The sequence below is a fragment of the Streptomyces sp. NPDC127129 genome, from assembly GCF_042671585.1.
Taxonomy (GTDB): Bacteria; Actinomycetota; Actinomycetes; order Streptomycetales; family Streptomycetaceae; genus Streptomyces.
Genome location: NZ_JBHXTV010000020.1, coordinates 61,652 through 87,376 on the forward strand (window position 1 = coordinate 61,652; position 25,725 = coordinate 87,376).

Sequence of the window (25,725 nt, forward strand, 5' to 3'; positions counted from 1 at the left end):
GGCGGGGCGGTGGCCCGGCTCCGACCCTGGACACCGCCCCGTCCACCCACCTTCGCCGCTCAGCGCGTCAGGCGCCACGCGGGGAGCGCCGCGCAGGCGACCGCGACCACGCCGCACACCCCGGCCGCCGCGCCCACGGCGCCCCACGGCACGGACAGGGCCACCGGCGCGGACAGGGCCGCAAGGGCCGCTCCCAGCGTGCCCAGGCCGACCGCCGTCACGGCGAGGCCGAGGGTCGTCCCGACAGCCACCGCGAGCGCCGCCTCGCCCGTCACGACCCGCAGGACCTGGGCCCGTGTGGCGCCCGCCAGCCGGAGCGAGGCCAGCTCTCCGCCCCGTACGGAGGTCGCCATCAGGAGTGTGTTGGCGAGCGCGATCACCGTGTAGACGAGGGCGATGCCGAGGACCAGGAGCAGCCCGAGCCGGGTCTGCGGACTGGTCGACGGGTGCGTGGCGGCGGCCCACTCCTCCACCGTGCGTACCGTCCCGCCCGCCGCCGCGAGGGCCTCCGGCGCCACGCCGGCCGCCGCCTCGATCCGGTCCACCGTGGCGCCCGGCGCGTTCGCCCGCGTCACGTACGGGCCGTTGTCGCCCGTGCCGAGGGCGAGGACCGCCACCACCCGCAGCGTCACCGGCCCGCTGCCGTCCGCGCGCCACACCTCGACCCGGTCGCCGACCGTCCGCCGCTCCCACTCCTCGTTGACGACGATCGACCCGTCGTCGAGATCGGCCACGTCCCCCGCCACCACCGGCAGCCGCGCGAGCTCCGCGAAGGCCGCCGGGTCGTCGACCGCCCGCGCCCCGTACTTCACCAGCGCCTCGGCCCCGTCCCGTACGAAGACGGAGGTCGTCGCGGTCGCCGACGCACCCGGCACCGGCCGCAGGTCCTCGCCCGTCACCACCCGCTCCGCGCGGGTCTGCTCCCGCGCCTCCGCGGCCTTCGTGCTCGTGACCGTGGCCGCCGAACCGAGGAGCGAGCCGGCCAGCGCGACCGTCACCAGGACCGGCGCGGCGACGGCGGCGGTACGGCGGACGGCCGCCGCGCTGTTCTCCCGTACGAGCATCCCCGTGGCGCCCGGCAGCCGCAGCGCCCGTGCCACCGGCCGGACCAGCACCGGGGCCAGCAGCGCGACGCCGGTGATCAGGAGCATCGGCACGGTCGTGTACGTCTTGCGCTTGAGCAGTTCGGACGGCTCCGTGACCGCGGTCCACACGAGCAGCCCGGCGCCCGCCAGGAGCAGCCCCGTCCCGAGCAGCGCGCGGCCGGGCGGCAGGACGTCGGTGTCGACGTCCGCCTCGCGCAGCGCCGCCGTCGGGCCGATCTTCCCGGCCCGCCGCGAGGCGGCGAGGGCCCCCGCGAGGGCGACGGTCACGCCCGTCCAGAAGGCCAGGTGGAACGGCCAGGTCGCGTCCCCGATCCCGAACCAGGCCGGGGCCGGACCGCCGTCCACGAGCACCCGCGCAAGCCACGGCGCGCCCCACGCGCCCAGTGCGCACCCGGCGGCCGCGGCGAGGACGCCGACGCCCGCGGCCTCGGCGAGGAGCATCCGCCGCACCTGGCCGGGGGTCGCGCCCGCCGTCCGCAGCAGCCCGAACTCGCGGCGCCTCAGCGCGACGGCGAAGGCGAAGGTGGAGGCGACGACGAAGACCGAGACGAAGGTGGTGACGCCGCCGGCCGTGCCGAGGAGGGAGTTGAGGGCGACGAGCGCCTCGGCGTCCCGCTCGGGCTCGGGGTCGGCGCGCAGCCGGTCGTTCCCGGTGAGCACGTGGGCGCGGTCGCCGACGAGGGTACGGACCTCGGCGGCGGGGCCGTGGACGCCGACGGCGTCGGGACCACCCGCGGTGGTGACCGTCCAGCGCGCCTTCAGCTCGGCAACGAGTTCGATATCCACAGGCTGTGGACGGTCGAGTTTCTGTGAGACGGAGGCCGTGTCCGGTCCGCGCCGGACCTCGACGGTGACCGCGTCCCGGCCCTGCACGACCACCGGCGCGGACGCGAACCGGCGCGGTTCGCGCTCCGGTGCGTCGAAGGTCGAGGCGAGGCCGAGGCCCATGGTGGCGAGGAGCCCGACGCCGAGGCCGAGGGCGACGAAGCTGCCGAGGAAGGCGGCCCAGCGGGCACGGAGGCCGGAGAGGACGACGGTCAGCATGCGACGGCCTCCGTCCGGGGCGTCGTCTCCAGGCCGGCCATGCGGGCCGCGACCCGCTCGGCCGTCGGGGCGTGGAGCTCGCCCTCCACCCGCCCGTCGACCAGGAACACCACCCGGTCCGCCCGCGCCGCCGCCACTGGATCGTGCGTGACCATGACGATCGTCCGGCCGTCCCGGTCCACCAGCTCCCGCAGCAGCCGCAGCACCTCACGGCTGGTGCCGGAGTCCAGCGCGCCGGTCGGCTCGTCCGCGAAGAGCACCGCGGGCCGGGTGATCAACGCCCGGGCGATCGCGACCCGTTGCTGCTGCCCGCCCGACAGCTCCCCGGGCCGGTGTCTCTCCCGTCCGCCGAGCCCGACGCGCTCCAGCGCCGCGCGCACCTCGCCCCGGGAGACCCGTCGGCCCGCCAGCCGCAGCGGCAGCGCCACGTTCTGCGCGGCCGTCAGCGACGGCAGCAGGTTGAAGGACTGGAAGACGAACCCGATCCGGTCCCGCCGCAGCAGCGTCAGCCGCCGTTCGCTCAGCCCCTCCAAGGCGATCCCGCCCAGCTCGACCGTCCCTCCCGTGGGCCGGTCGAGACCGGCCGCGCACCGGAGCAGCGTGGACTTGCCGGAGCCGGAGGGGCCCATGACGGCGGTGAAGGTGGCGGTACGGAAGTCGAGGTCGACGCCGTCCAGGGCGCGGACGTCGCGGTGGAGGCGGCGCAGGGCGGTGAGCCGGACGGCGGTGTCGGAGCTGGTCGTCGAGGTCATGGCTCAAGCCAACCGTCGGCGCGGCCGCCGGTCACGACCGCTGGAGGGCGTCTCGGGGGTATGCCTGGCCCCACCCCCGCCGTACGCCCCGCCCCCGCCCGACGGCCATCCCGCCGTACGCCCTACCCCTTGCGCACGGCCTTCACGAACACGTCGAGCGCGTCCAGCGGCTCCCGCCCGAGCAGCTCCCGCAGGCTGCTGTGCCCGACACCCGTCCCGTCCATGAAACCGTGCGCGATCGCCGAGTACGTCCCCGTCAGCATCGGGACCTGGAACGGCTCGGCTCCCGAGGCGGCGATCGCGGTCCGCGCCCCGGCGAGCGTGCCGGGGGCGTACTCGGCGCCCAGCGCCCGCGCCAGGTCGGCTCCGCCCAGCGGGCGCTCGCCGACCAGCTCGTAGGTGCGCCCGGCGTGCGCGGCGGGGGCGGTGGCGACGGTGACCGCGATCTCGGCGAGGTCCTCGCGGGCCACGGCGGCGAGCCGGCCCTCGCCGAGCGGGCCCGTGATGCGGTTGTCGGCGTCCGGGGCCGCGATCCAGGTGAGGAGCTCGGCGTACAGCCCGTTGCGCAGCACCGTCCACGCCACGCTCGACCGCCGGAGCCGGCGCTCGGTCCAGCGGTGCGGGAGGGCGTACGTGAGGTGGTCGCCGTCGCCGGAGAGGCTCGTGTAGACGATGTGGCCGACCCCGGCCGCCTCGGCGGCGGAGATCGTGGCCTCGTGCCGGGCGATCACGGTGTCGTCCTCGCCGTACCCCGCCGAGATCAGCAGCAGGGTGTCGACCCCGGCGAAGGCGCCCGGCAGGCCGGCGGGCTCGTCGAAGTCGACCGGCCGGGTGCCGGACAGTCCGGCGCGCGTGCCGAGGACGACGTCGTCCCGGCCGGCCAGACGCTCCGCGACGAGCGAGCCGAGGCCCCCGGAGACACCGGTGACGAGCAGCATGACTCCCCCTGAATTCGTGTTCGTGTTCGGTGAGGATCATTCTGGTGAGGGCGGCGGGATCGCGTAAGGAGGCACATTGATGTCAGCGGGGCACACCGGGGTAACCACCGACCCCGTGGTGAGTTGCGCGGAGGAGTGCGGGGTCCGGGATGTCCAGGACCGGCTCGGCGACAAGTGGACCGTGCACGTCGTGGTCGAACTGGCCCCGGGACCACGCCGGTTCAGGGAGCTCCAGCGCCTGGTCGACGGCATCTCGCAGCGGATGCTGACACTCACGCTCCGCCGTCTGGAGCGGGACGGCCTGGTGACGCGGACGGTGCATCCGACGACGCCGCCGCAGGTGGAGTACGCGCTGACGGAGACGGGCCACAGCATGACGCACCTGATCAAGCAGCTGATCGACTGGTCGCTCGACCACCGTGCGGTGATCGGGCGGGCGCGCGAGGAATGGGACGCGAAGCAGGCGTGAGTACGACGAGGAGCACCGTCGAGAGGGCCTTCGAGGCCCTGTACACGGACGACGACACCGCCCTGGACTCGGCGGCGTCCCTGCTCGCGGCGGACCGGGCGGCGGACGCGGAACTGACGCGCCGTGGCGAGGAGTTCGTCCGGCGGGCGTGGGAGCGGGGCTGGCAGCCGGCGGATCTCGTACGGCTGGTGCGGCGGGACCTCGCGGAGGAGCACGTGCGGCTCGCGGGTGCCCTGATCGCGGCGGAGACCGGGCGTTACGAGCGGCTGCCGCACCGGTGGGCCGCGCAGCTGGCCGACCTGGAGACCGCACCCGCCCGCGCGGACCGTTTCTCCTCGGCGACGACGAGCCTGGAGCTGTACCGCCTGCTCGTCCGGCTGCCCTCCCTGGAACCGGTGGGTCCGGTGCCGGGTGACGCGCTCCCGGCCGCCGTGGCGGGGGAGCCGCGGATGCTGACGCGCGTACGGGCCCTGCTCGCCAAGGCGGAGGCGACCGGCTACCCGGAGGAGGCGGAGGCGCTGACCGCCAAGGCCCAGGAGCTGATGGCCCGCCACAGCCTGGACGAGGCCGCGCTGGCGTCCCGTACGCCGTCGGGGGACGTGCCGGGGGCGATCCGGATCGGTGTGGAGCCGCCGTACGAGCAGGCCAAGGCGATCCTGCTGGACGCGGTGGCGACGGCGAACCACTGCCGGGCGGTGTGGAACGAGCCGTACGGCTTCTCGACGGTGGTCGGCTTCGAGGCGGACCTCGATCCGGTGGAGCTGCTGTACACCTCGCTCCTGGTGCAGGGCACGGCGGCGATGACGCGGGCGGAGGCGGAGCAGCGGGCGGGCGGCCGGAAGCGTACGAAGTCCTTCCGGCAGTCGTTCCTGCTCGCGTACGCGAACCGGCTGGGCTCCCGGCTCGCGAGCACGTCACGCCGCGTCGCCTCCGAGGCCCCGACCCTGCTCCCGGCGCTCGCCTCCCGGGAGGTCGCGGTGACGAACCGCGCGGACGAGATGTTCCCGGAGACCCGGACGACCCGCGTGCGCGCGATGTGGGACGAGGCGGGCTGGACCCACGGCACGACGGCCGCGGACGCGGCGGGCCTGGGGCGCGGTCACCGGGAGATCCAGGACCGCCGCCCCTGACGGCGCCGGGCGCCCACGCCCGCTGCCATGGGCCTTCACCACTCCGTCAGTGCCGCGAGGCCCGACGCGCAGTCGTGGTAGCGGGGCGTCCAGCCGAGTTCCGTCGCGGCCTTGGCGTTGGAGACGGTCAGGTTGGTGGTGCACACCTGGTGGGCGTACGACATCGGTCGCGTCAGCCAGGCCGGTACCGTCGGCGGCTTCGGGGTGCCGAACACCTTGGCGACCGCCCGCACATGGGCGCCGAAGCCCATCGGGCCGTCGTCCACGATGTTGTACGCCTCGCCGGCCCGCCCGCCCCCGACCGCCAGCACGACCGCGCGGGCCGCGTCCTGGAGGTGGATCCAGGGCAGCACCCTGCCCCGGTCGGCGACCGCCGGCAGCTTCCGCTTCCGCAGCAGGTCCACGATGCCCTCGGTGCCGCCGGGGCCGTAGAAGAGGCCGAACCGCAGCGCGACGCCCTCGATCCCCTCGGCCCCGAGCATCAGCTCCTCCTTGGTCCGCATGGCGTCGACATGGCGCTGGGACGCCGCGTCGAGGCCGGTCGGGCCGTAGGTGTCGTCCTCCGTGACCACACGGTTCCCGAAGTCGCCGTACCCGTACCCGAACACCATGGTCTCGGCGATCATCCGCCGCGCCCCCACCGCGCGCGCCGCCTCGACCAGATGGGAGGTCCCGGCGGTCCGCAGCGCGTCGGTCGCGTCCATGTCCCGGTGCCTCATGGGCGGCTCGCGCAGGGCGGTCGCCGCGTGCACGACGGTGTCGATCTCCAGCCCCTCCACCGCCCGGAGCAGCCCGTCGCGGTCCATGAGGTCGGCGACGACGTCGTTCTCCGCCCCGCGCCCGAGGCCGAGCACGGTGTGTCCGGCCGCGGTGAGTTCCTCGGCGACGTGGCGTCCGAAGACCCCGCTCGCCCCTGCCAGCAGTACGTTCCCGGTGTCAGTCATGCTCATGGGACGAGCATGCGCCGCGAAGCGTGACATCCGCGGAAGCGACCGGGCCGTGGGGCAGGCGGAGTGGCAGACGGGGATGACCTGTTCGTCCCGCCCGCCGAGGGCACACCGTAGGGTGAGGTGAGCGGCGTGGCTTACCCGCCGGTAGACGCTGAGTCGCGTAGTCGCTACGCCACCCCGCGTGCACGTGCATCTGCTCATGCATTGGCATATGAACACAGCTATGATCCGAGGAAGTTGACACCTGCATCAAGTCTCTCGGGGAGCTACCAGTGCATCATGCGCATCACGCGTACAACGGCATGGCGGCCACGGAGCTCCGGGGTGTCGTGTGGCAGAAGAGCCGGCACAGCAACTCCCAGGGTTCCTGTGTGGAGTTCGCCAAGCTGCCCGGCGGGAACGTTGCCGTACGCAACTCGCGCCACCCGGACGGCCCCGCGCTCGTCTACACGCCCGCCGAGATAGAGGCGCTCCTGCTGGGCGTCAAGGACGGGGAGTTCGACCACCTGGTCTGAGCCCGTTCCGAGGCCGCTCCGAGCCCGAGAAGAAGGGCCCCGGCGTCCCGCCGGGGCCCTTTCCGCACCATCGCGCGCGCCTACGCGCGTCACTCGGGTCCGAGCCGGAACAGCGCCCAGACGACCTTGCCCTGGAGCGTCCCGGCGAGCGGGTGCCAGCCCCAGGTGTCGCTGAACGAGTCGACCAGGAACAGCCCGCGCCCCGACTCGGCCGCGAAGTCCTCGCCCCCCTCGCGCGTCTCCGGGCTCCGGTGGCTGGGGTCGCGCACCGCGCAGACGAGACGGCTCGTCCATCGCATCAGATGCAGGCGCACGGGGGGCCCGTTCCGGCCGTCTTCGTGAAGATCCCGCGAGTCCCGCGTGTCGTGCGCCGCCTCGGACGGCAGCGCGTGCCTCAGGGCGTTGGTGACGAGTTCGGAGACGACCAGGGCCACGTCGTCGAAGCGCTCGGTGAGATCCCATTGCGCGAGCGTGGCCCGGGTGAACTTCCGTGCGCCGCGCACCGCTTCGTACGCGGGTGGCAGTGCGCAGGAGGCCGAGCTGGAGACGGCGGCGGGATCGATCGGCGGAAGCCCCTGCCGTAACGGCTCGAGCATGGTCGATCCATTCGTCCCCATGCGAGGCACTCCCGGGAATCGCGGCGAATCGCGGATAGTGGTGCGGTTGCGCGGGCTCCATGGTTCCGAATGGGACCACTGGATGCAAGGGCAGATGCACGTGCACGCGCCGGACCTGTCCGTCCGCGTGCCGATTCTGTGCATATCTTCTGGTGGCCACTTTCTCCTTGATCATGAAGTCGCCCTGAAGTTGCCGTCTTTCCGTAATCGAATGTGTACGGGCTGAAGCGTTTAGTGGCACAATCCGGGGGCCCGAGACCGCGAAGGAGAGGCTGGAGCCGTGACCGCAGTCGAATCGAGCGGAGCGAGCGGGAGTGTCGTGCGGCGCATCCTGCTGGGTTCGCAGCTGAGGAGGCTGCGCGAGTCGCGCGGCATCACCCGCGAGGCGGCCGGCTACTCGATCCGCGCGTCCGAATCCAAGATCAGCCGTATGGAGTTGGGCAGGGTGAGTTTCAAGGCCAGGGACGTCGAGGACCTGCTCACGCTCTACGGCGTCAGCGACGAGGCGGAACGCGGCTCGCTCCTCGGGCTCGCGCGCGAGGCCAACGTGGCCGGCTGGTGGCACAGTTTCGGCGACGTCCTGCCGGGCTGGTTCCAGACGTACATCGGCCTGGAGGGTGCCGCCTCCCTCATCCGCGTCTACGAAGTCCAGTTCGTCCACGGCCTGTTGCAGACCGAGGCGTACGCGCACGCCGTCGTCACCCGGGGCATGCCCGGCGCCCCGCGCGCCGAGATCGAGCGCCGCGTCGCCCTGCGGCTGGAGCGCCAGAAGGTCCTCGTCTCCGAGCGGGCCCCGCACTTCCACGCCGTCCTCGACGAGGCGTCGCTGCGCCGCCCGTACGGCGACCGGGCCGTGATGCAGGGGCAGTTGAGGCATCTCATCGAGATCTCCGAGCACCCTCACGTGACGCTCCAGGTCATGCCGTTCAGCTACGGCGGGCACGCCGGCGAGAGCGGCTCGTTCACGATGCTGAGCTTCCCCGAGTCCGACCTCTCCGACGTCGTCTATCTGGAGCAGCTGACCAGCGCGCTGTACCTCGACAAGCGCGAGGAGGTCGCCCAGTACGCGCGCGTGATGGAGCGGCTGGCCGAGGACAGCCCCGATCCGGCCGAAAGCCGGGATCTTCTCCGAGGACTCCTTCAACTCACGTAGGACGTAAGTACGATGACGTGACATCAGGGTTCTGCTGTCACAGTCGCCACGTCCGCCACCGCGGGTTAAGGGGTCTCGCCACATGTCCTACTTCACCGACCTGGCTCACCAGTACATCGACGGCGAGTGGAAGCCCGGCAGCGGCTCGTGGGACATCATCGACTTCAACCCGTACACCGGGGAGAAGCTCGCCGCGATCACCGTCGCCACCGCCGACGAGGTCGACCGCGCCTACCGCGCCGCCGAGCGCGCCCAGCGTGAGTGGGCCGAGACCAACCCGTACACCCGCCGCCTCGTCTTCGAGCGCGCGCTGCGGATCGTCGAGGAGCGCGAGCAGGAGATCGGCGACACGATCGTCGCCGAGCTGGGCGGTACGCGCCTGAAGGCGGCCTTCGAGCTGCACCTCGCCAAGGAGTTCCTGCGCGAGGCGATCCAGCTGGCGCTGCGGCCCGAGGGGCGGATCCTGCCCTCGCCGGTCGACGGCAAGGAGAACCGCGTCTACCGGCTCCCCGTCGGCGTCGTCGGTGTCATCTCCCCCTTCAACTTCCCCTTCCTCCTCTCCCTCAAGTCGGTCGCGCCCGCGCTCGCGCTCGGCAACGCGGTCGTGCTGAAGCCGCACCAGAACACGCCGATCTGCGGTGGCACGCTCGTCGCCAAGGTCCTGGAGGACGCCGGTCTGCCGACCGGTCTGCTGAACGTCGTCGTCACCGACATCGCCGAGATCGGCGACGCGCTGCTGACCCACCCGGTCCCGAAGGTCATCTCCTTCACCGGCTCCGACAAGGTCGGCCGTCACGTCGCCACCGTCTGCGCGGAGAACTTCAAGCACGCCGTCCTCGAACTCGGCGGCAACAGCGCCCTGATCGTCCTCGAGGACGCCGACGTCGACTACGCCGTGGACGCGGCCGTCTTCAGCCGCTTCGTGCACCAGGGCCAGGTCTGCATGGCCGCCAACCGGATCCTGGTGGACCGCACGCTGGAGGAGGAGTTCACCGAGAAGTTCGTCGCGAAGGTGAAGACCCTGCGCGTCGGCGACCCGGCGGACCCCGCCACGCACATCGGCCCGCTCATCAACTCCCAGCAGGCGGAGTCGGTCTCGGCCGTCGTCGAGCAGGCCGTGGAGGCCGGCGCGACAGCCCTGCTGCACGGCTCGGCGGACGGCAACGTGGTCTCCCCGTCGATCCTGTCCGGCCTTCCGGCGGACGCGCCCGTCCTGAGCCAGGAGATCTTCGGCCCGGTGGCCCTCGTCATCCCCTTCGACGGCGAGGACGAGGCGGTACGCATCGCCAACGACACGCCGTACGGGCTGAGCGGTGCCGTCCACACGGGTGACATCGAGCGGGGCGTACGGGTCGCCAGGCGCATCCACACCGGCATGATCCACATCAACGACGGCACCGTGGCCGACGAGCCGATCGTGCCGTTCGGCGGCGAGAAGCACTCGGGCGTCGGCCGGCTCAACGGCGACGCGATGATCGAGGCCTTCACCACCCAGAAGTGGATCTCGATCCAGCACGGGCGGAGCCGGTTCCCCTTCTAGGACCGTAGCTGTCCTCAAGGGTTCGTAGCGTGGTGGGTGTCGGGGAGAGGAAGAGCTCCCCCCGGCACCCACCGAGTCGTCTGGAAGGCGGACATCATGGTTGCTCTTGTTCCCGCGGAGGCCCAGGGTGACGAGCGCGGAGCGTTCCTCAACTTCATCGAGGCGCAGCGGGCCGCGCTCCGCCGCGCCGCCCTCGGCCTCACCGAGGAGCAGGCGGCGAGCCGCCCCAGCGCCAGCGCGCTCAGCCTCTCCGGGCTGATCAAGCACGTCGCGGAGGTCGAGCTCAACTGGCTGCGACTGGCCCAGCAGGTCCCCAACGAGCGGCGCCGCACCCAGGAGACCTGGGGTGACGGATTCCGGCTCGTGGAGGGTGAGAGCGTCCCGGAGACGCTGGCCTTCTGGGAGGGCGTCGCCAAGGAGACCGAGGAGTTCGTCCGGTCGGTGCCGAGCCTGGACGACACCTTCCCGCTGCCGCGCGCGCCCTGGTTCCCCGAGGACGGCCGGGTCTCGATCCGCTGGATGCTGCTCCACCTGGTCCAGGAGACGGGGCGGCACGCCGGGCACGCGGACATCATCAGGGAGTCGCTGGACGGCCGGGACTCCTTCTCCCTGATCGCGGAGGAACAGGGGCGCTGAAGAGGGCGCGTACCCTAGTCAAAATTGACTAGGAGGTACGAGGGTGTCAGCGATCCGGCTTCTTGTCCTCGGCGCGGTGCGCCGGCACGGGCGCGCCCACGGCTACCAGGTCCGCAACGACCTGGAGTTCTGGGGCGCGCACGAGTGGTCCAACGCCAAGCCCGGCTCGATCTATCACGCGCTCAAGCAGATGGCCAAGCAGGATCTGCTGCACGCGTACGAGATCGCGCCGAGCACGGCGGGCGGCCCGCCGCGCACCGAGTACGAGGTGACGGAGAAGGGTGAGGCGGAGTACTTCGCGCTGCTGCGCGAGGCGCTGACCACGTACGACCAGAAGATGGACGTCCTGTCGGCAGGGATCGGGTTCATCGTCGACCTCCCCCGGGCGGAGGTCGTGGAGCTGCTGCGGCAGCGGGTGCGGGCGCTCGACGCGTGGCGCAGCGCCGTCACCGAGTACTACACGCCGGAGGGCGGCCCGGAGCAGCTCGGTCACATCGGCGAGATCATGCACTTCTGGGTCCACTCGGCCGACGCGGGCAAGGAGTGGACGCTCGGGCTGATCGAGCGGATCGAGGCGGGTGCGTACTCCTTCGAGGGGGAGGGCGGGGAGCCCTTCCGGGGAGTGCTCGCCGAGGGTGAGGAGAACCCGTACTCGACGGGCGGACCCGACCCGGAATTCGAGTAATCAAGTTTGACCAATCGACTCGCGTGGCATACCTTCGATCGAGTGGTCAAGTTTGACTACTGGCTGGAGGGCTGGAATGACTGACGCGATCGTCGTCGAAGGCGCGCGGAAACGGTACGGCGACAAGCGGGCGCTCGACGGCCTGGACCTGCGTGTGGGGCGCGGCACGGTGCACGGGCTGCTCGGCCCCAACGGCGCGGGCAAGACCACGACGGTACGGATCCTGGCGACGCTGCTGCGGCACGACGAGGGCCAGGTGAGGGTGGCGGGCTTCGACGTCCGGGCCCAGGCGTCCGAGGTGCGGCGCAGGATCGGGCTCCTCGGGCAGCACGCGGCCGTCGACGAGGAACTCGGCGGCCGGCAGAACCTGGAGATGTTCGGGCGGCTGTACCACCTGGGAGCCCGGCGGGCGGGCGCGCGGGCGGACGAACTCCTGGAGCGGTTCGGGCTCGCGGACACCGGACGCAAGCCGGTCAAGCAGTACAGCGGCGGCATGCGCCGGCGCCTGGACCTCGCGGCCTCGCTGATCACCGAGCCGGAGGTGCTCTTCCTGGACGAGCCCACGACGGGGCTCGACCCGCGGGGCCGCGGCGAGGTGTGGGAGTCGGTGCGCTCGCTGGTGGGCGGCGGGACGACCGTCCTGCTCACCACGCAGTACCTGGAGGAGGCCGACCAGCTCGCCGACCGGATCTCGGTCGTCGACCACGGCCGGGTCGTCGCCGACGGCACGGCCGACGAGCTGAAGGCGAAGGTCGGCGGGGACCGCGTCGACGTCGTCCTGCGGGACGCCCGGCGGCTCGACGAGGCGGTGCGGCTGATGCCCGCCGGCCGGTCCGAGGCGACGGTGGACCCCGACCGGCGGCGGATCAGCGTGCCCGTCACCGACCGGATGGCGGCCCTGGCCGAGACCGTACGGGCCCTGGAGGCGGCCGGGATCGAGGCGGAGGACATCGCGCTGCGGCGGCCGACCCTCGACGAGGTCTTCCTCCAGCTGACCGGCGACCAGCTGACCGGCGACGCGGCGAAGGGCCGGGAAGCGGAGGTGGCGGCATGAGCGCGGCGTACGTGATGGACGACTGCTGGACCATGACCCGGAGGGAACTGGCCCACTGGGCGCGGCAGCCCGTCGTCGTGGTGGTCGGCCTCGCCTTCCCGGTCATGATGATGCTGATGTTCGGCTATCTCGTCGGCGGCGGCCGGGCGATCGAGGGCGCGTACGTCGACTACCTCGTGCCCGGCATGCTCACGCTGACGATGGTCTTCGGTCTCGAAGCGACGATGACGGCCGTCACCCAGGACCTCAACAAGGGGGTGATCGACCGCTTCCGCTCGATGCCGATGGCCGACGGGGCGGTGCTGGTGGGGCGTTCGGCCGCCGACATGCTGCAGTCCGCGGCCGGGCTGCTGGTGATGGCCGCCGTCGGATACGCGATGGGGTGGCGCGCGCACGGCGGCGCCGGCGCCTTCCTCGGGGCGATGGGCCTGCTGCTCCTGCTGCGCTTCGCGATGCTGTGGATCGGGATCTACCTGGCGATGGTGGCGGGGCGGCCCGAGCTGGTGATGGCCGTGCAGATCCTGGTCTGGCCGGTCGGTTTCCTCTCCAACGCCTTCGCCTCGCCCGACTCCATGCCGGGGTGGCTGGGCACGGTCGTGGAGTGGAACCCGATGTCGGCGACGGCGACGGCGGTACGGGATCTGTTCGGCAACCCGGGCGGCGAGCCGGGGCATGTGACGGCGGCGGTGGTGTGGCCGCTGCTGCTCCTCGCCGTCTTCCTCCCGCTGGCGGTACGGAGGTTCAGGAGGCTCAGCGCGTAGAGGGAACCCGAACCGGTCGAGCGGTGTACCTAAGGCAGACGGTTCACCGCGGACCGGGCGAGGGACAGGGGGACGGGGGATGGGCAGGCTCAGGACGTGCGGGGTGGCTGGCGCCGTCGTGGCGCTGGTGCTGACGGCTTGCACGGGGGAGGGGCGGGCGGGGGATCCGGGGCGGTCCGCGGGCGCGGCGGGCTCGTCCGGTGCCGCGGCTCCGGGGTCTTCGGGGGCTTCGGGGTCTTCGGGCGGGGCGGGTGCTTCGGGCTCGTCGGGCGGGGCGGGTGCGCAGGGCGTTCCGCCGCCGCGGATTCCGTCCGGGCGGGAGCTGCCGGGGTGGTCGCACTCCCTGGGATTCGCCTCCGACAGCAGCGGGTTCGCCCTGCTGGCCGACTGCGTGGGCGACGAGCGGGTGCCGGAGAACGGCTTCTGCAGGCAGCACGTGGCCGTCCTCGACCGGGGCGCGAAGAACTGGGCGCTACGGCGTTCCCCGCTGCCCGAGACGCGGGGCACGGACGGTGTCTCGTCGCAGCTGCGGGTCCTGGGGCCGGGCCGGGCCCTGGTCGAGGAGGGCGGCGCGGGCCCGGAGGCGCGGCGGAACTGGTTCACCCGGGACGGCGGGCGGACCTGGCGCGAGGTCGACGCGCGCCCGAGCGGTACGGCCCCGGTGATACCGGCCGGTGCCGTCCTCACCACGGACTGCGCGCAGCCCGCCGGCGGCTCCGTAGACGACTGCGCCCGGGAGCGGCTGGTCGTGATCTCCCCCGACGACGGGCGGCGGCGGCCCCTGGCCCGGGGGCCGTTGCTGGGGGCGCGTCCGAGGCCGGCCGAGGTGGCGGAGCCCGACGGCTCCTGGTGGGTGTCCGGCACCGACCCCCTCTCAGGGCGGGCGGCGGTCGCCGTCTCCCGGGACCAGGGGCGCAGCTGGTCGATGAGCAGGCTGCCGAGTCCGGCCTCCGAGCCCGGCCGGTTCACGGCGGTCGCGGTCGGTCCGGGTGTCGTCTACGCGGCGGAGATGGGGGAGTTGAAGGGGGGTGACCCGGTCAAGAACCCCATGCGGGCGCTGCACCGCTCCCGGGACGGCGGCCGCACCTGGGAGCGGATGTGGACGACGGGGCCGGTGGCGGAGCCGCGCACGCTGCTGGGGATCCCCGTGCCGGGTCCCGGCGGCCGGGTGCTGATCGGAGCCGAGGACCGGGAGTACGTGAGCGTCGACGGGGGCCGCAGCTTCCGCCCCTCCGGCGAGGGCACGGCCTACACCCGTCGTACGCCCGCCGGGCTGCTCCGCCACAGCACCAGCTGCCTCTATGACATATCGGTCGACGGCCGGCGCTGGGCGGAGTTCGCTCTGGGGTGCGAGGGCGAGTCGTTCTGAGGTTCTCTCCCGCTCAGTGGTGGAAGGAGGTGGCGGCCGCCTTGTTGTCGACCGACGGGGCGGACTGCCGCCGCAGTTCGGGCAGCACGCCGTTCATGTCCCCGATGAACAGATCCGCGAGATCGGCCGAGAAGCCGTTGCGGCAGACCACGCGCAGCACGGACAGGTCCTCCCGGTTGGCCGGGAAGGTGTAGGCCGGGACGAGCCAGCCGCGCTCGCGCAGCCGGCGCGAGACGTCGAAGACGTCGAAGCGGCTGACGTCGGGGGCGGTGGTGAACGCGAAGACCGGCAGTTGATCGCCGTAGGTGAGGAGGCGGAAGTCGCCCGTCGCCTCGATCCGTTCGGCGAGCCCGCGGGCGACGTCCCGGGTGGCCTGCTGGACCGCCCGGTATCCCTCGCGGCCGAGCCGCAGGAACGTGTAGTACTGCGCGACGACCTGGGCGCCCGGCCGGGAGAAGTTGAGCGCGAAGGTGGGCATGTCGCCGCCGAGGTAGTTGACCCGGAAGACGAGCTCCTCGGGAAGCTCGGCCGGCGAACGCCACAGGGCCCAGCCGACGCCCGGGTAGACCAGGCCGTACTTGTGACCGGAGGTGTTGATCGAGGAGACCCGCGGCAGCCGGAAGTCCCAGACCAGCTCCTCGTCCACGAAGGGGGCGACCATGGCGCCGGACGCGCCGTCGACGTGGACGGGGATGTCGAGGCCGGTCCGTTCCTGGAGGGCGTCGAGCGCCGCGCAGATCTCGGCGACCGGCTCGTACGAGCCGTCGAAGGTCGAACCGAGCACGGCGACCACACCGATGGTGTTCTCGTCGCAGAGCGCGGCGGCCGACTCGGCGTCCATGTGGAAGCGGTCGCCCTCCATGGGCACGAGCCGCGCTTCGACCTCCCAGAAGTTGCAGAACTTCTCCCAGCAGACCTGGACGTTGACGCCCATGACGAGATTGGGCCGGGCGGTGCCCGGATAGCGGTCGGCGTTCCGCTTGGCCCAGCGGCGCTTGAGGGCCATGCCGGCGAGCATGCCCGCCTCGCTGGAACCGGTGGTGGAGCAGCCGACGGCGGCCGAGGGGTCCGGGGCGTTCCACAGGTCGGCGAGCATGGCCACGCAGCGCCGCTCCAGTTCGGCGGTGCGCGGGTACTCGTCCTTGTCGATCATGTTCTTGTCGCGGCACTCGGCCATGAGGACGCCCGCCTGGGGTTCCATCCAGGTCGTGACGAAGGTGGCGAGGTTGAGGCGGGAGTTGCCGTCGAGCATCAGCTCGTCGTGGACCAGCTGATAGGCGCTCATGGGCGGTACCGGACCGTCGGGGAGCCGGTGGATCGGTGGCGCCTCGGTCATGCCACCGACCGGGTTGGCTTCGCCGTAGAAGGGGTTGAGGGCGAGGTGCCGGTCGGTCTCGGCCTCGGCGGGACCCTTGTGCAGCGGCATGGGGACTCCTTAGGGGTGTTCAGTGCAAGGGGTTGCCCGACTTGTCCAGTTCGAGCTGGGGGCGTCCGGTGACGACGAGCCACGCGGGCAGGGTGGCCAGGCAGAGCAGGGCGAGGATCGAGGACGAGGAGGCGACGGCGGCCGCGACGAAGAGGCTCACCCAGCCCTGCCGGGTGGTCGCGAGCAGGACACCGAGCACGCCCGAGGAGACGGCGATGGCGGGGTGGATCTCGGGGACGAGGGCCTGGGCCAGCAGGCCGAAGGCGGCCCCGATGAACACGGCGGGGAAGATCCGGCCGCCCACGAAGCCGCTCGCGGCGGCGACCAGCAGAGCGGCGAGCTTGACCACGGCCATCTTGGCCAGCTCGCCGGAGGACCAGCCCCCGAGGTTCTCGGTCAGCTCCTTCATCTGATCCAGACCCTTGAACAGGGTGAGGCGCCCGCCCAGCACGCCCAGCAGGCCGAGGACCAGACCGCCGACCGGCAGCATCAGCATCGGGTGCCGCAGCCGGTGGAAGACGCGGTGCGCGTACGGGAGGCCGTAGCAGCAGAGAAGGCCGAAGAGGGCCGCTGCGGTGGCGACGACCATGGCGGCCAGCAGATCACCCCACCCCGGGTCGCGCACCTCGGGAAGGTTCAGGTCGAAGCTCGGGTGTTCCAGGAGCGTCGCGGTCATCGCACCTGCGCCCGCGGCGATCAGCGGGGCGAAGAGCCGGTCCCACAGGGAGCCCTTCCCGCCCGGCTGACGGGTCAGGGCCTCGGAGATGACCAGCGCCGCGGCGACCGGTGTACCGAAGAGGGCGCCGATGGTTGCGGAGGAGGCGAGCGCGACCCAGAGCGCGCCGGGTACGACCGGCAGCAGCTTGCGGCCCGCCCAGTAGGTGAGCGCGATGTTGGCCGCGATGATCGGGTTCTCCGGACCGAGGCTGACGCCGCCGGCCAGTGTGAGTGTGCCCGCGAGCAGCAGGCCGGGGACGACCCCGGGCGCCAGCGGGGTGCCGCCGAGTCCGGTTTCGGCCGGGTCGGGGCCCGTGTGCCCCGGCACCTTCCAGATGATCAGGCCGACCGCGACACCGGTCGCGGTGAGCATGACGATGATCCAGAGGGCCGAGTAGTCACCGATGCCCAGCGCGCCCGGCAGGTCCTCCCAGAGCACGTGCTGGAGCTCTTCGGAGAGCCACTCGATCGCGAGCAGGATCAGGGCTGCGCCGACTCCGATCAGGAGCGCGGGCAGGATCTGCGGCAACAGGACGCGCGCAGGCGACCGGGGGGCCGGGGGCGGGGGCTCGGACGACGGGTTATCGATGGCCACCGCCCCACCATAGGGCCACAAAAGCCGCATAACACCCCGAGAGTTGGGGGTGTCGCCGCCCAGTCAGGCGCGAGGTGCGATCACCGCCGCCGTGCCGTAGGCGCAGACCTCCGTGCCCACGTCCGCCGCCTCGGTCACGTCGAAGCGGAACATCAGCACGGCGTTGGCGCCGCGCGCCTTCGCCTGCTCCACCAGCCGCTCCATCGCCTGGTTGCGGGTCTCCACCAGAGTCTTCGTCAGGCCCTTCAGCTCCCCGCCGACCATCGACTTCAGGCCGGCACCGATCTGGCTGCCCAGATGCCGGGAGCGCACGGTCAGCCCGAAGACCTCGCCGATGACCTGCCGGACCTCGTAGCCCGGAACGTCGTTCGTGGTGACGACCAGCACGTCCGGTTGCGGCCCCTGGCCGCCTCCGTACTCGTCGATGCCCATGGATATCCACCTCCTGGCCACCAGCGTCGGCCCGGCCGCGCGCGGTCGCACCCCGAAGGGGTCCGGTGGGATGCCCTTGGAACCCTGGGCCGTAAGAATGCGTTGATACTTTGGGGCAGCCGTCCCCCGCCCCCACCGACCGCAGGAGCCCGGAACCCGTGAATACGCTTGCCCTCGGACCGAGCTGGCTGGACCCGGACTATCTCATTCAGACCTTCGGTCTGATCGGCGTCCTCGTCATCGTCTTCGCCGAGTCCGGACTGCTCATCGGGTTCTTCCTGCCCGGCGACTCGCTGCTCTTCACCACCGGCCTGCTGGTCACCACCGGCAAGCTCGACACCCCGCTGTGGCTCGTCTGCACGCTCATCGTGGCCGCCGCCATCATCGGCGACCAGGTCGGCTACCTCTTCGGCCGCAAGGTCGGCCCGGCCCTCTTCAGGCGCCCCGACTCCAAGCTCTTCAAGCAGGAGAACGTCGAGAAGGCGCACGAGTTCTTCGAGAAGCACGGCCCCAAGTCGCTGATCCTGGCCCGCTTCGTGCCCATCGTGCGCACGTTCACGCCGATCATCGCCGGTGTGAGCCGGATGAACTACCGCTCGTTCATCACCTTCAACATCATCGGCGGTGTGCTCTGGGGCGCGGGTGTCACCCTCCTCGGCGCCTCCCTCGGCAAGATCGACTTCGTGCACGAGCACATCGAGATGATCCTCATCCTGATCGTCGCGATCTCCGTGGTCCCGATCGTGATCGAGTACCTCCGCGCCCGCTCCCAGTCCAAGAAGGCCAAGGCCCAGGAGGACGAGGGCGGCGACGGCCCCGGCAGCCCGAACCAGGGCGGCCGCGGACGCCACGCCCGCCGATAACGGCCGGCCCCAGGACCCCGGATAAAGGTCGGCCCCAGGACCCCGCGCCGGTGACGGCCGGGGTCAGAAGCCCCTCGTACGCTTCGCCGCGCGGCGCGCCGCCGCCGCGCGCGGAGCCTGCATGAAGAGGCGGGCCAGCTCGCCTCCCAGGTTCACCCCGATCGCGATCGCCAGGGCCAGGGCCGCCGCCTTCGCAAGGGAGGCGAAGCCCTGGTCCAGGTTGTTCTGGGCGATTCCCAGCACCCCGAAGTACGTCGCGGAACCCGGCAGCAGCGGCCCGATCGCCGCCGTCACGTACGGGAGCGACGACGTGTGGTTGTACCGGGCCGCCAGCTGCCCGAACAGACCCACCAGACCCGCCGCCACCGCCGTCGCCATCACCGCCGACCCACCGGCCGTCACCGCGATCGACGCGTAGATCACCCACGCCACCCCGCCGTTCAGCGTCGCGAAGAGCACCGTCTGCCGCGACTGCTGCAGCAGGATCGCGAACGTCGCGCACAGCACCATCGACGCCAGGATCTGCACCACCGGCCGCTCGACCGGATTGAGTACCCCGTCCGGGTTCAGCTGCGCGTCGAACTGCACCGCCAGGTACAGCACCGACAGCACACCCACCACGATCGCCACGAAGAAGTACCCGACCTCCAGGAGCCGGGCCGAGGCCGTGATGTAGAAGCCGGTCAGACCGTCCTGCACGGCCGCCACGAGGGCACGTCCGGGGATCAGGGCGAACAGGCCACCCGTGATGACCGCCGAGGGCCGCAGATCGGCGTGCAGCAGCGTCAGCAGCACCCCCATCGCCGCCGGCGGCATCGCGGCCACCAGGAACTGGTAGAACTCCGGCAGCCCACGCCCCGCGCACAGCCACGCCAGCCGGTCGCCGAGCACCGCGCCCAGCGCCGCCACCATGAAGACCGTGAACCCGCCGCCGAGCAGCACCGAGGCCGCGCCCGCCAGCACACCCGCCGCCGCCGACAGCACCCATCCGGGGTACGGGTGCCGGTTGCGCCGGATCTCCGCCAGCCGCCGGTACGCGTCCTCCGGCGAGACCTCGTCCGCGTTGATGTCGGCGAGCAGCTGGTAGACCGCCTCCAGCCGGGTGTAGTCCGTGCCCCGCCGCCGTACCGTCCGGTTCGCCGTGACCGGGTCGTCCACCAGCGACGGCTGGTGCGTGATCGACAGCAGCGTGAACGTCACCGTCGGCTCGCACCGGTCCAGACCGTACGAACGGCAGATCGCGAACATCGCCGCCTCGACGTCCTCAGCGCCCTCCCCGCCCGCCAGCAGCAGCTCGCCGATACGCAGGGTCAGGTCGAGCACACGGCCCACCGCGGGCCCCGCCTCGTCCTCCTTGCGCGTCTCCGGCACCGGCCGCTCCCCGACCGGCAGCCGCAGCATCGTCCGCATCCGGTCCTGCCACGGCGCGTCCGCCGGCAGCCGCACGAGCGGCATGCCGTGGGCGGGCGTGAAGGCCGGCGGCGCGTTCTTCGCGGAGTACGTCGACGGCGTCGCGAACGCCGAGCCCTCGGGCTCGGCGGGCGGCTCGGGAGCCAGCCCCGCGGGAATGGCGAACTCCGAGGTCGGATGCTCCTCCTCCGGCACCACCGGCTGATCGACCCCCGCCGGCGGGATGAAGGCGCTGCGCGCCTCGTCCGACTGCGGCTTCCGGTCCTCCGGGCCGTCCGCCTCCGCGACCACTCTTTTCGCCCTCACTCCCATGCGCGCTTCTCTGCCCAGTATGGGCACGGGCATACGGCAGCACGCGAGACGGGCGGCGCACCCGCACGAGGTGCACCGCCCGTCACAGCTTCAGCAGGGACCCACTCAGTGGGCGCCGCCCTGCGCCTCCAGGCGCTTGTAGGAGGCCTCGATCTCGGCCTCGGCCTCGGCGCGGCCGACCCAGTCGGCGCCCTCGACCGACTTGCCCGGCTCCAGGTCCTTGTAGACCTCGAAGAAGTGCTGGATCTCCAGGCGGTCGAACTCCGACACGTGGTGGATGTCGCGCAGGTGCTCGACGCGCGGGTCCGACGCGGGGACGCAGAGCAGCTTGTCGTCGCCGCCGGCCTCGTCCGTCATGCGGAACATGCCGATGGCGCGGCACTTGATCAGGCAGCCGGGGAACGTCGGCTCGTCCAGGATGACGAGCGCGTCCAGCGGGTCGCCGTCCTCGCCGAGGGTGTTCTCGACGAAGCCGTAGTCGGCCGGGTAGCTGGTCGAGGTGAAGAGGCGACGGTCCAGGCGGATGCGACCCGTCTCGTGGTCGACCTCGTACTTGTTCCGCGACCCCTTCGGGATCTCGATGGTGACGTCGAACTCCACGGGTGGCTCCTCCTGAATCAACACATGTGAATGCCTGCGGCAACGCGCAGTGATTAAGTGTCCCTCACGCCTGTGTGTGATCGCGAAAGGGGCTGGTCAGCAATGCCGGAGCCGAGGACCTGGCAGCTCACGGCGTGCTCTGCCGTACTCGGTCTGGCCCTGGCCGCCGGAGCGGTGACCGCCGCCGGACCGTGGGACAACGGTCAGCGTAAGGCCGAGCGCGCCCGGGCGGCCGCCGCGACCCCGACAGGTGGCGCACATCACGCGGAGAAGCGGCCCCCGGCCGGCCCGCCGCGCAAGCCCGCCCCGGCCCCCAGCGCAGCGGGAGTACTCCGCGCGCTCGACGCGCCCCCGGCCGGCCTGCGGGACGACCTCGCCGCCGTCCTCGTACCGCTCCTCGCCGACCCCGGCCTCGGCCCCCTGCGCACCGCGTCGGTCGTCGACGCCACCACCGGCAGACAGCTGTACGGGGAGGGCGCCACGACCCCGATGACCCCCGCCTCCACCATCAAGATCGCCACCTCGGTCGCCGCCCTCTCCGCCCTCGGCCCCGACCACCGCATCCCCACCACTGTCGTCGCCTCCGCCGACGGCCGCACCGTCACCCTCGTCGGCGGCGGCGACCCCACGCTCGACCGCGCCCGTCTCAAGGCCCTCGCCACCGCCACCGCCCGTGCCCTCAAGGACCGGGGCACCACCGGCGTACGGATCACCTACGACGCGAGCCTCTACCGCGGACCCGCCCGCCACCCCATCGGCCCCAACGAGAACATCGCCCCCGTCAGCGCCCTCATGCTCGACGAGGGGCGCCTCGACGGCTCGCGCAGCGGCCCCGCGCCCCGCGCCGCCGACCCGGCCCGCGACACCGCCACCGCCTTCGCCAAGCTCCTCACCGAGGCCGGCGCGAAGGTCCGGGGCACCCCCGCCCCCGGCACCGCCCCCAAGCCCGCCCAGGGCGCCGAGCCGGGCCAGGGCGCCGAGCCGGGCCCGGGCCAGGGCACCGAGCCCGCCCGGGGCGCCAAGGCCGCCGCGCTCGCCCGTACCGAGTCCGCACCGCTCTCCGACCTCGTCGAGCGCACCCTCACCCACAGCGACAACGACCTCGCCGAGGCCCTCGCCCGCCAGACCGCCCTCGCCCGCAAGCAGCCGGCGAGCTTCACCGGCGCCGGCAAGGCCGTCCGCGCCGAACTCACCACCCTCGGCCTGCCCACCGCCGGCACCCGCTTCGCCGACGGCAGCGGCCTCTCGCGCGACAACCGGCTCTCCGCCGCCCTGCTCACCGGCCTCCTCACCCGAGCGGCCGACCCCGACCGCCCCGCCCTGCGCCCCGTCCTGACCGGCCTGCCCGTCGGCGGCTTCAGCGGCACCCTCCAGGGCCGCTTCGACACCGGACCCGCCACCACCGGCGCCGGACTCGTACGCGCCAAGACCGGCACCCTCACGGGCGTCAACACCCTCGCCGGAACCGTCGTCACCGCCGACGGCCGGCTCCTCGCCTTCGCCTTCCTCGCCGGCCGCACCCCCTCCCCGTACACCGCCCAACCCGCCCTCGACCGGCTCTCCGCCGCCCTCGCCCCCCAGGGCTGATGGCGAACGAACACTCACCGAACGGGCGTCGAGAACGTACGGTTGACGCATGACGAGCATCGGTGGTGTCGAGATGGTCGACTGGAACCTCGCGGTCGCGACCGCGACCCGACTGGTGAAACCGGGACCCGAGGTGAGCCGGGAAGAGGCCCGCGACGTCGTCGCGGAACTCCGCAGGCACGCCAAGGCGGCCGAAGAACACGTCAGGGCCTTCACCCGGATGATCCCCGACGGCCACGAACCACAGGACACCCCCGTCCTCGTCGTGGACCGCGCCGGCTGGATCAAGGCCAACGTCGCCGGCTTCCGCGAACTGCTCTCCCCGCTCCTCGACAAGATGCAGGAGCGGCGCACCAACACCCCCGGTGGCACCGTGCTCGGCGCCGTCGGCGGCAAGGTCACCGGCGTCGAACTCGGCATGCTGCTGTCGTTCCTCGCCTCCCGCATCCTCGGCCAGTACGAGACCTTCGCCCCCGCCACCCGCGCACTGCCCGCGGGCGAGAACGGCGGCGGCCGCCTCCTGCTCGTCGCCCCCAACATCGTCCACGTCGAACGCGAACTCGCCGTCGACCCCCACGACTTCCGCCTCTGGGTCTGCCTCCACGAAGAGACCCACCGCACCCAGTTCACCGCCGTTCCCTGGCTCCGTGACCATCTGCAGGGCGAGATCCAGTCGTTCCTCGGCGCCACCGAGGTCGACCCCTCCACCGTCGTCGAACGACTGCGCGAAGCCGCCCAGGCCCTCGCCGGCAGCCGCCCCGAGGGGGAGGAGGGCGAACCGAGCCCCTCCCTCGTCGAACTCGTCCAGACCCCCGAACAGCGCGAGATCCTCGGCCGCCTCACCGCCGTCATGTCCCTCCTCGAAGGACACGCCGACTACGTCATGGACGGCGTCGGCCCCGAGGTCGTCCCCTCGGTCGCCGACATCCGCGAGAAGTTCCAGCAGCGCCGCGCCCGCGGCGCCTCCCGCCTCGACCTCGCCCTGCGCAAGCTCCTCGGCCTGGACGCGAAACTGCGCCAGTACCGCGACGGGGAACGCTTCGTACGGGCCGTGGTCGACGAGGTCGGCATGGACGGCTTCAACCGCGTCTGGACCTCCCCCAACACGCTCCCCACCAAGGCCGAGATCGCCGCACCCGCCGACTGGATCGCGAGGGTGCACCGTAAGGCAGACTCGTGAGACGGGAGCGACGTACGACGGAAGAACACACCGCCAATCACCCATCCGAGGGACCGTAGACCAGGGGTGGGGCGTGCAATGCTCGGGTAACGGCCAGGTTCTGTCACCATCGACGCACTCTGAGTGACCGAACCCCCTCTTCCGACCGTTAAGACTCCGACCGAGGCACCCCACTCCTCCACGAAGGGCACCGGACATGGGTCCCCATCCTGCGGTCGCGGCGATACGCCTGGCGGTCCGCCGCGTACTCCACGACGTCATCACTGAACACAGCGCCGAACACAGCACCGAGCACGGCACTGAACACAGCGCCGAACACAGCACCGAGCACGGCACCGAACCGAGCACGGAACACAGCACCGTCCCCGCACCCGACCGACAGCCCCTCGTCCTCGTGGCCTGCTCCGGCGGCGCCGACTCCATGGCGCTCGCCTCCGCACTCGCCTTCGAGGCCCGCAAGCTCGCCGTCCGGGCCGGCGGCATCACGGTCGACCACGGCCTCCAGGACGGCTCCACCCAACGAGCCGCCGAGGTCGCCGGACGCATGTCCGCACTCGGCCTCGGCCCGGTCGAAGCCGTCACCGTCACCGTCGGCCGCGAAGGCGGCCCCGAAGCCGCCGCCCGCGACGCCCGGTACGCCGCACTCGACGCCGCCGCCGAACGCCACGGCGCCACCGCCGTCCTCCTCGGCCACACCCGGGACGACCAGGCCGAAACCGTCCTGCTCGGACTCGCCCGCGGCTCCGGCATCCGCTCCCTGTCCGGCATGGCCGCCGTCTCCGGCGCCGCCGGCCGCTACCGCCGCCCCTTCCTCGAGCTCGACCGGCAGACCGTCCGCAAGGCCTGCGTCGCCCAGGAGCTCGCCGTCTGGGACGACCCCCACAACGCGGACCCCGCCTACACCCGCTCGCGCCTCCGCCACGAGGGCCTCCCCGCCCTCGAGAAGGCCCTCGGCAAGGGCGTCGTCGAAGCCCTCGCCCGAACGGCCCAGCTCTCCCGCGACGACGCCGACGCCCTCGACTCCTGGGCCGCCGACGCCGAATCCGCCGTACGCGACGAAGCCGGCCGACTCGAATGCGCCAAACTCTTCGGCCTCCCGCCCGCCGTACGCCGCCGCATCCTGCGCCGCGCCATGATCGCCGAGGGCGCTCCCGCCGGCTCCCTCTTCGCCCGCCACATCGAAGAAGTCGACCGGCTGATCACCGGCTGGCGCGGCCAGGGCGCCATCAATCTGCCCGGCCGCGTCGAGGCACGGCGCCAGGGTGGCAGACTGGTCATTCGGCAAGGCTGACGCAAGCTGCAACGAAAGTGACCCGGGTGAACGAGAAGGACATGGGCACCGACCTCAAGTCGGTGCTCATCACCAAGGAAGAGATCGACGCGAAGCTGGCCGAGCTGGCCGCGAAGATCGACGCGGAGTACGCGGGCAAGGACCTGCTCATCGTCGGAGTCCTCAAGGGCGCCGTGATGGTGATGGCGGACCTGGCGCGCGCGCTGTCCACCCCCGTCACCATGGACTGGATGGCCGTCTCCTCCTACGGCGCCGGCACCCAGTCCTCGGGCGTCGTCCGCATCCTCAAGGACCTCGACACCGACATCAAGGGCAAGCACGTCCTGATCGTCGAGGACATCATCGACTCCGGCCTGACGCTGTCCTGGCTGCTGTCCAACCTCGGCTCGCGCGAGCCCGCCTCCCTCGAGGTCTGCACGCTGCTGCGCAAGCCGGACGCCGCCAAGGTCGCGATCGACGTGAAGTGGATCGGCTTCGACATCCCCAACGAGTTCGTCGTCGGCTACGGCCTCGACTACGCCGAGAAGTACCGCAACCTCCCCTTCGTCGGCACTCTCGCACCGCACGTCTACGGCGGCTGAGGCACGGGAACC

25 protein-coding genes are annotated in these 25,725 nt (G+C 72.3%); 15 read left to right on the plus strand and 10 right to left on the minus strand.

All coding sequences use genetic code 11. From position 1 onward, the window contains the following. Positions 1–59: 59 nt before the first annotated feature. The 3 genes from ACFVGW_RS31220 to ACFVGW_RS31230 form a co-directional block, all read right to left on the minus strand. Positions 60–2,150: an FtsX-like permease family protein gene (locus ACFVGW_RS31220; RefSeq protein WP_385854298.1), complete on the minus strand. Its 2,091-nt coding sequence runs from the start codon at positions 2,148–2,150 to the stop codon at positions 60–62. Then, complete coding sequence (locus tag ACFVGW_RS31225; RefSeq protein WP_385854299.1) at positions 2,144–2,902, minus strand: ABC transporter ATP-binding protein; 759 nt, start codon at positions 2,900–2,902, stop codon at positions 2,144–2,146. The genes ACFVGW_RS31220 and ACFVGW_RS31225 overlap by 7 nt, the downstream gene beginning before the upstream one ends. A gap of 122 nt (positions 2,903–3,024) precedes the next feature. Beyond that, a complete protein-coding gene (locus ACFVGW_RS31230) occupies positions 3,025–3,840 on the minus strand; it encodes an NAD(P)H-binding protein (RefSeq protein ID WP_385854300.1) in 816 nt (271 codons plus the stop codon). Positions 3,841–3,919: 79 nt separating this feature from the next. Between ACFVGW_RS31230 and ACFVGW_RS31235 the strand changes: the two genes are divergently transcribed. Together ACFVGW_RS31235 and ACFVGW_RS31240 are read left to right on the plus strand one after the other, a co-directional pair. Beyond that, a complete protein-coding gene (locus ACFVGW_RS31235) occupies positions 3,920–4,309 on the plus strand; it encodes a winged helix-turn-helix transcriptional regulator (protein ID WP_383222288.1) in 390 nt (129 codons plus the stop codon). After that, complete coding sequence (locus ACFVGW_RS31240) at positions 4,288–5,439, plus strand: DUF2786 domain-containing protein (RefSeq protein ID WP_385854301.1); 1,152 nt, start codon at positions 4,288–4,290, stop codon at positions 5,437–5,439. Before ACFVGW_RS31235 ends, ACFVGW_RS31240 begins: the two co-directional genes overlap by 22 nt. A 35-nt stretch (positions 5,440–5,474) precedes the next feature. On the opposite strand, the gene ACFVGW_RS31245 is transcribed toward ACFVGW_RS31240, so the two are convergent. Beyond that, positions 5,475–6,389, minus strand: a complete 915-nt coding sequence (locus ACFVGW_RS31245; RefSeq protein ID WP_385854302.1) for an NAD-dependent epimerase/dehydratase family protein — start codon at positions 6,387–6,389, stop codon at positions 5,475–5,477. Positions 6,390–6,691: 302 nt separating this feature from the next. Here ACFVGW_RS31245 and ACFVGW_RS31250 point away from each other — a divergent pair, with 302 nt between their 5' ends. After that, positions 6,692–6,904: a DUF397 domain-containing protein gene (locus tag ACFVGW_RS31250; protein WP_030219358.1), complete on the plus strand. Its 213-nt coding sequence runs from the start codon at positions 6,692–6,694 to the stop codon at positions 6,902–6,904. Between the two features lie 89 nt (positions 6,905–6,993). Here ACFVGW_RS31250 and ACFVGW_RS31255 read toward each other — a convergent pair whose 3' ends face one another. Next, complete coding sequence (locus tag ACFVGW_RS31255) at positions 6,994–7,521, minus strand: ATP-binding protein (protein WP_385854303.1); 528 nt, start codon at positions 7,519–7,521, stop codon at positions 6,994–6,996. Positions 7,522–7,801: 280 nt separating this feature from the next. Here ACFVGW_RS31255 and ACFVGW_RS31260 point away from each other — a divergent pair, with 280 nt between their 5' ends. The 7 genes from ACFVGW_RS31260 (at position 7,802) to ACFVGW_RS31290 (ending at position 14,719) form a co-directional block, all read left to right on the plus strand. Then, on the plus strand, positions 7,802–8,674 hold the full coding sequence (locus tag ACFVGW_RS31260) for a helix-turn-helix transcriptional regulator (protein ID WP_352187746.1): 873 nt from the start codon (positions 7,802–7,804) through the stop codon (positions 8,672–8,674). An 82-nt stretch (positions 8,675–8,756) separates the two neighbouring features. After that, the gene (locus ACFVGW_RS31265; RefSeq protein WP_385854304.1) at positions 8,757–10,214 is read left to right on the plus strand and encodes an aldehyde dehydrogenase family protein; all 1,458 of its coding nucleotides are present in this window, start codon (positions 8,757–8,759) and stop codon (positions 10,212–10,214) included. 96 nt (positions 10,215–10,310) lie between these two features. Further along, positions 10,311–10,850 (plus strand): DinB family protein, encoded by a 540-nt coding sequence (locus ACFVGW_RS31270; protein WP_385854305.1) that lies wholly within the window; start codon positions 10,311–10,313, stop codon positions 10,848–10,850. Positions 10,851–10,893: 43 nt separating this feature from the next. Next, the gene (locus ACFVGW_RS31275; RefSeq protein WP_385854306.1) at positions 10,894–11,535 is read left to right on the plus strand and encodes a PadR family transcriptional regulator; all 642 of its coding nucleotides are present in this window, start codon (positions 10,894–10,896) and stop codon (positions 11,533–11,535) included. 76 nt (positions 11,536–11,611) lie between these two features. Then, on the plus strand, positions 11,612–12,589 hold the full coding sequence (locus ACFVGW_RS31280; RefSeq protein WP_385854307.1) for an ATP-binding cassette domain-containing protein: 978 nt from the start codon (positions 11,612–11,614) through the stop codon (positions 12,587–12,589). Beyond that, entirely contained in the window at positions 12,586–13,350 is a 765-nt protein-coding gene (locus ACFVGW_RS31285; RefSeq protein WP_385854308.1) for an ABC transporter permease, read from the plus strand. The genes ACFVGW_RS31280 and ACFVGW_RS31285 overlap by 4 nt, the downstream gene beginning before the upstream one ends. A 103-nt stretch (positions 13,351–13,453) precedes the next feature. Next, positions 13,454–14,719, plus strand: coding sequence for a WD40/YVTN/BNR-like repeat-containing protein (locus ACFVGW_RS31290; protein WP_385854309.1), 1,266 nt, complete (start codon positions 13,454–13,456; stop codon positions 14,717–14,719). A gap of 13 nt (positions 14,720–14,732) precedes the next feature. On the opposite strand, the gene ACFVGW_RS31295 is transcribed toward ACFVGW_RS31290, so the two are convergent. From ACFVGW_RS31295 to ACFVGW_RS31305, 3 genes are all read right to left on the minus strand, one after another. Continuing rightward, positions 14,733–16,145, minus strand: a complete 1,413-nt coding sequence (locus ACFVGW_RS31295; RefSeq protein ID WP_385854310.1) for a glutamate decarboxylase — start codon at positions 16,143–16,145, stop codon at positions 14,733–14,735. A gap of 19 nt (positions 16,146–16,164) precedes the next feature. Then, a complete protein-coding gene (locus ACFVGW_RS31300) occupies positions 16,165–17,457 on the minus strand; it encodes an ion channel protein (RefSeq protein WP_385854311.1) in 1,293 nt (430 codons plus the stop codon). A gap of 63 nt (positions 17,458–17,520) precedes the next feature. Next, positions 17,521–17,889 carry a YbjQ family protein gene (locus ACFVGW_RS31305; RefSeq protein ID WP_383222274.1) on the minus strand — a complete coding sequence of 123 codons (369 nt, stop codon included), beginning with the start codon at positions 17,887–17,889 and terminating at the stop codon, positions 17,521–17,523. 158 nt (positions 17,890–18,047) lie between these two features. On the opposite strand from ACFVGW_RS31305, the gene ACFVGW_RS31310 reads away from it, so the two are divergent. Further along, positions 18,048–18,752, plus strand: coding sequence for a DedA family protein (locus ACFVGW_RS31310; protein WP_383222272.1), 705 nt, complete (start codon positions 18,048–18,050; stop codon positions 18,750–18,752). Positions 18,753–18,815: 63 nt separating this feature from the next. Here ACFVGW_RS31310 and ACFVGW_RS31315 read toward each other — a convergent pair whose 3' ends face one another. Continuing rightward, positions 18,816–20,453 carry a threonine/serine exporter family protein gene (locus tag ACFVGW_RS31315; protein ID WP_352187823.1) on the minus strand — a complete coding sequence of 546 codons (1,638 nt, stop codon included), beginning with the start codon at positions 20,451–20,453 and terminating at the stop codon, positions 18,816–18,818. Positions 20,454–20,579: 126 nt separating this feature from the next. Then, positions 20,580–21,074 carry an inorganic diphosphatase gene (locus ACFVGW_RS31320; protein WP_003968257.1) on the minus strand — a complete coding sequence of 165 codons (495 nt, stop codon included), beginning with the start codon at positions 21,072–21,074 and terminating at the stop codon, positions 20,580–20,582. Between the two features lie 102 nt (positions 21,075–21,176). Between ACFVGW_RS31320 and dacB the strand changes: the two genes are divergently transcribed. The 4 genes from dacB to hpt all read left to right on the plus strand — a co-directional run bounded on the left by dacB (position 21,177) and on the right by hpt (position 25,713). Then, positions 21,177–22,661 carry a D-alanyl-D-alanine carboxypeptidase/D-alanyl-D-alanine-endopeptidase gene (gene dacB, locus ACFVGW_RS31325; RefSeq protein WP_385854312.1) on the plus strand — a complete coding sequence of 495 codons (1,485 nt, stop codon included), beginning with the start codon at positions 21,177–21,179 and terminating at the stop codon, positions 22,659–22,661. A 49-nt stretch (positions 22,662–22,710) separates the two neighbouring features. Continuing rightward, positions 22,711–23,841: a zinc-dependent metalloprotease gene (locus ACFVGW_RS31330; protein WP_385854313.1), complete on the plus strand. Its 1,131-nt coding sequence runs from the start codon at positions 22,711–22,713 to the stop codon at positions 23,839–23,841. Positions 23,842–24,037: 196 nt separating this feature from the next. After that, positions 24,038–25,132: a tRNA lysidine(34) synthetase TilS gene (tilS, locus tag ACFVGW_RS31335; RefSeq protein ID WP_385854314.1), complete on the plus strand. Its 1,095-nt coding sequence runs from the start codon at positions 24,038–24,040 to the stop codon at positions 25,130–25,132. 41 nt (positions 25,133–25,173) lie between these two features. Further along, positions 25,174–25,713, plus strand: a complete 540-nt coding sequence (gene hpt / locus ACFVGW_RS31340) for a hypoxanthine phosphoribosyltransferase (RefSeq protein WP_132917781.1) — start codon at positions 25,174–25,176, stop codon at positions 25,711–25,713. The last annotated feature ends 12 nt before the right edge of the window (positions 25,714–25,725 follow it).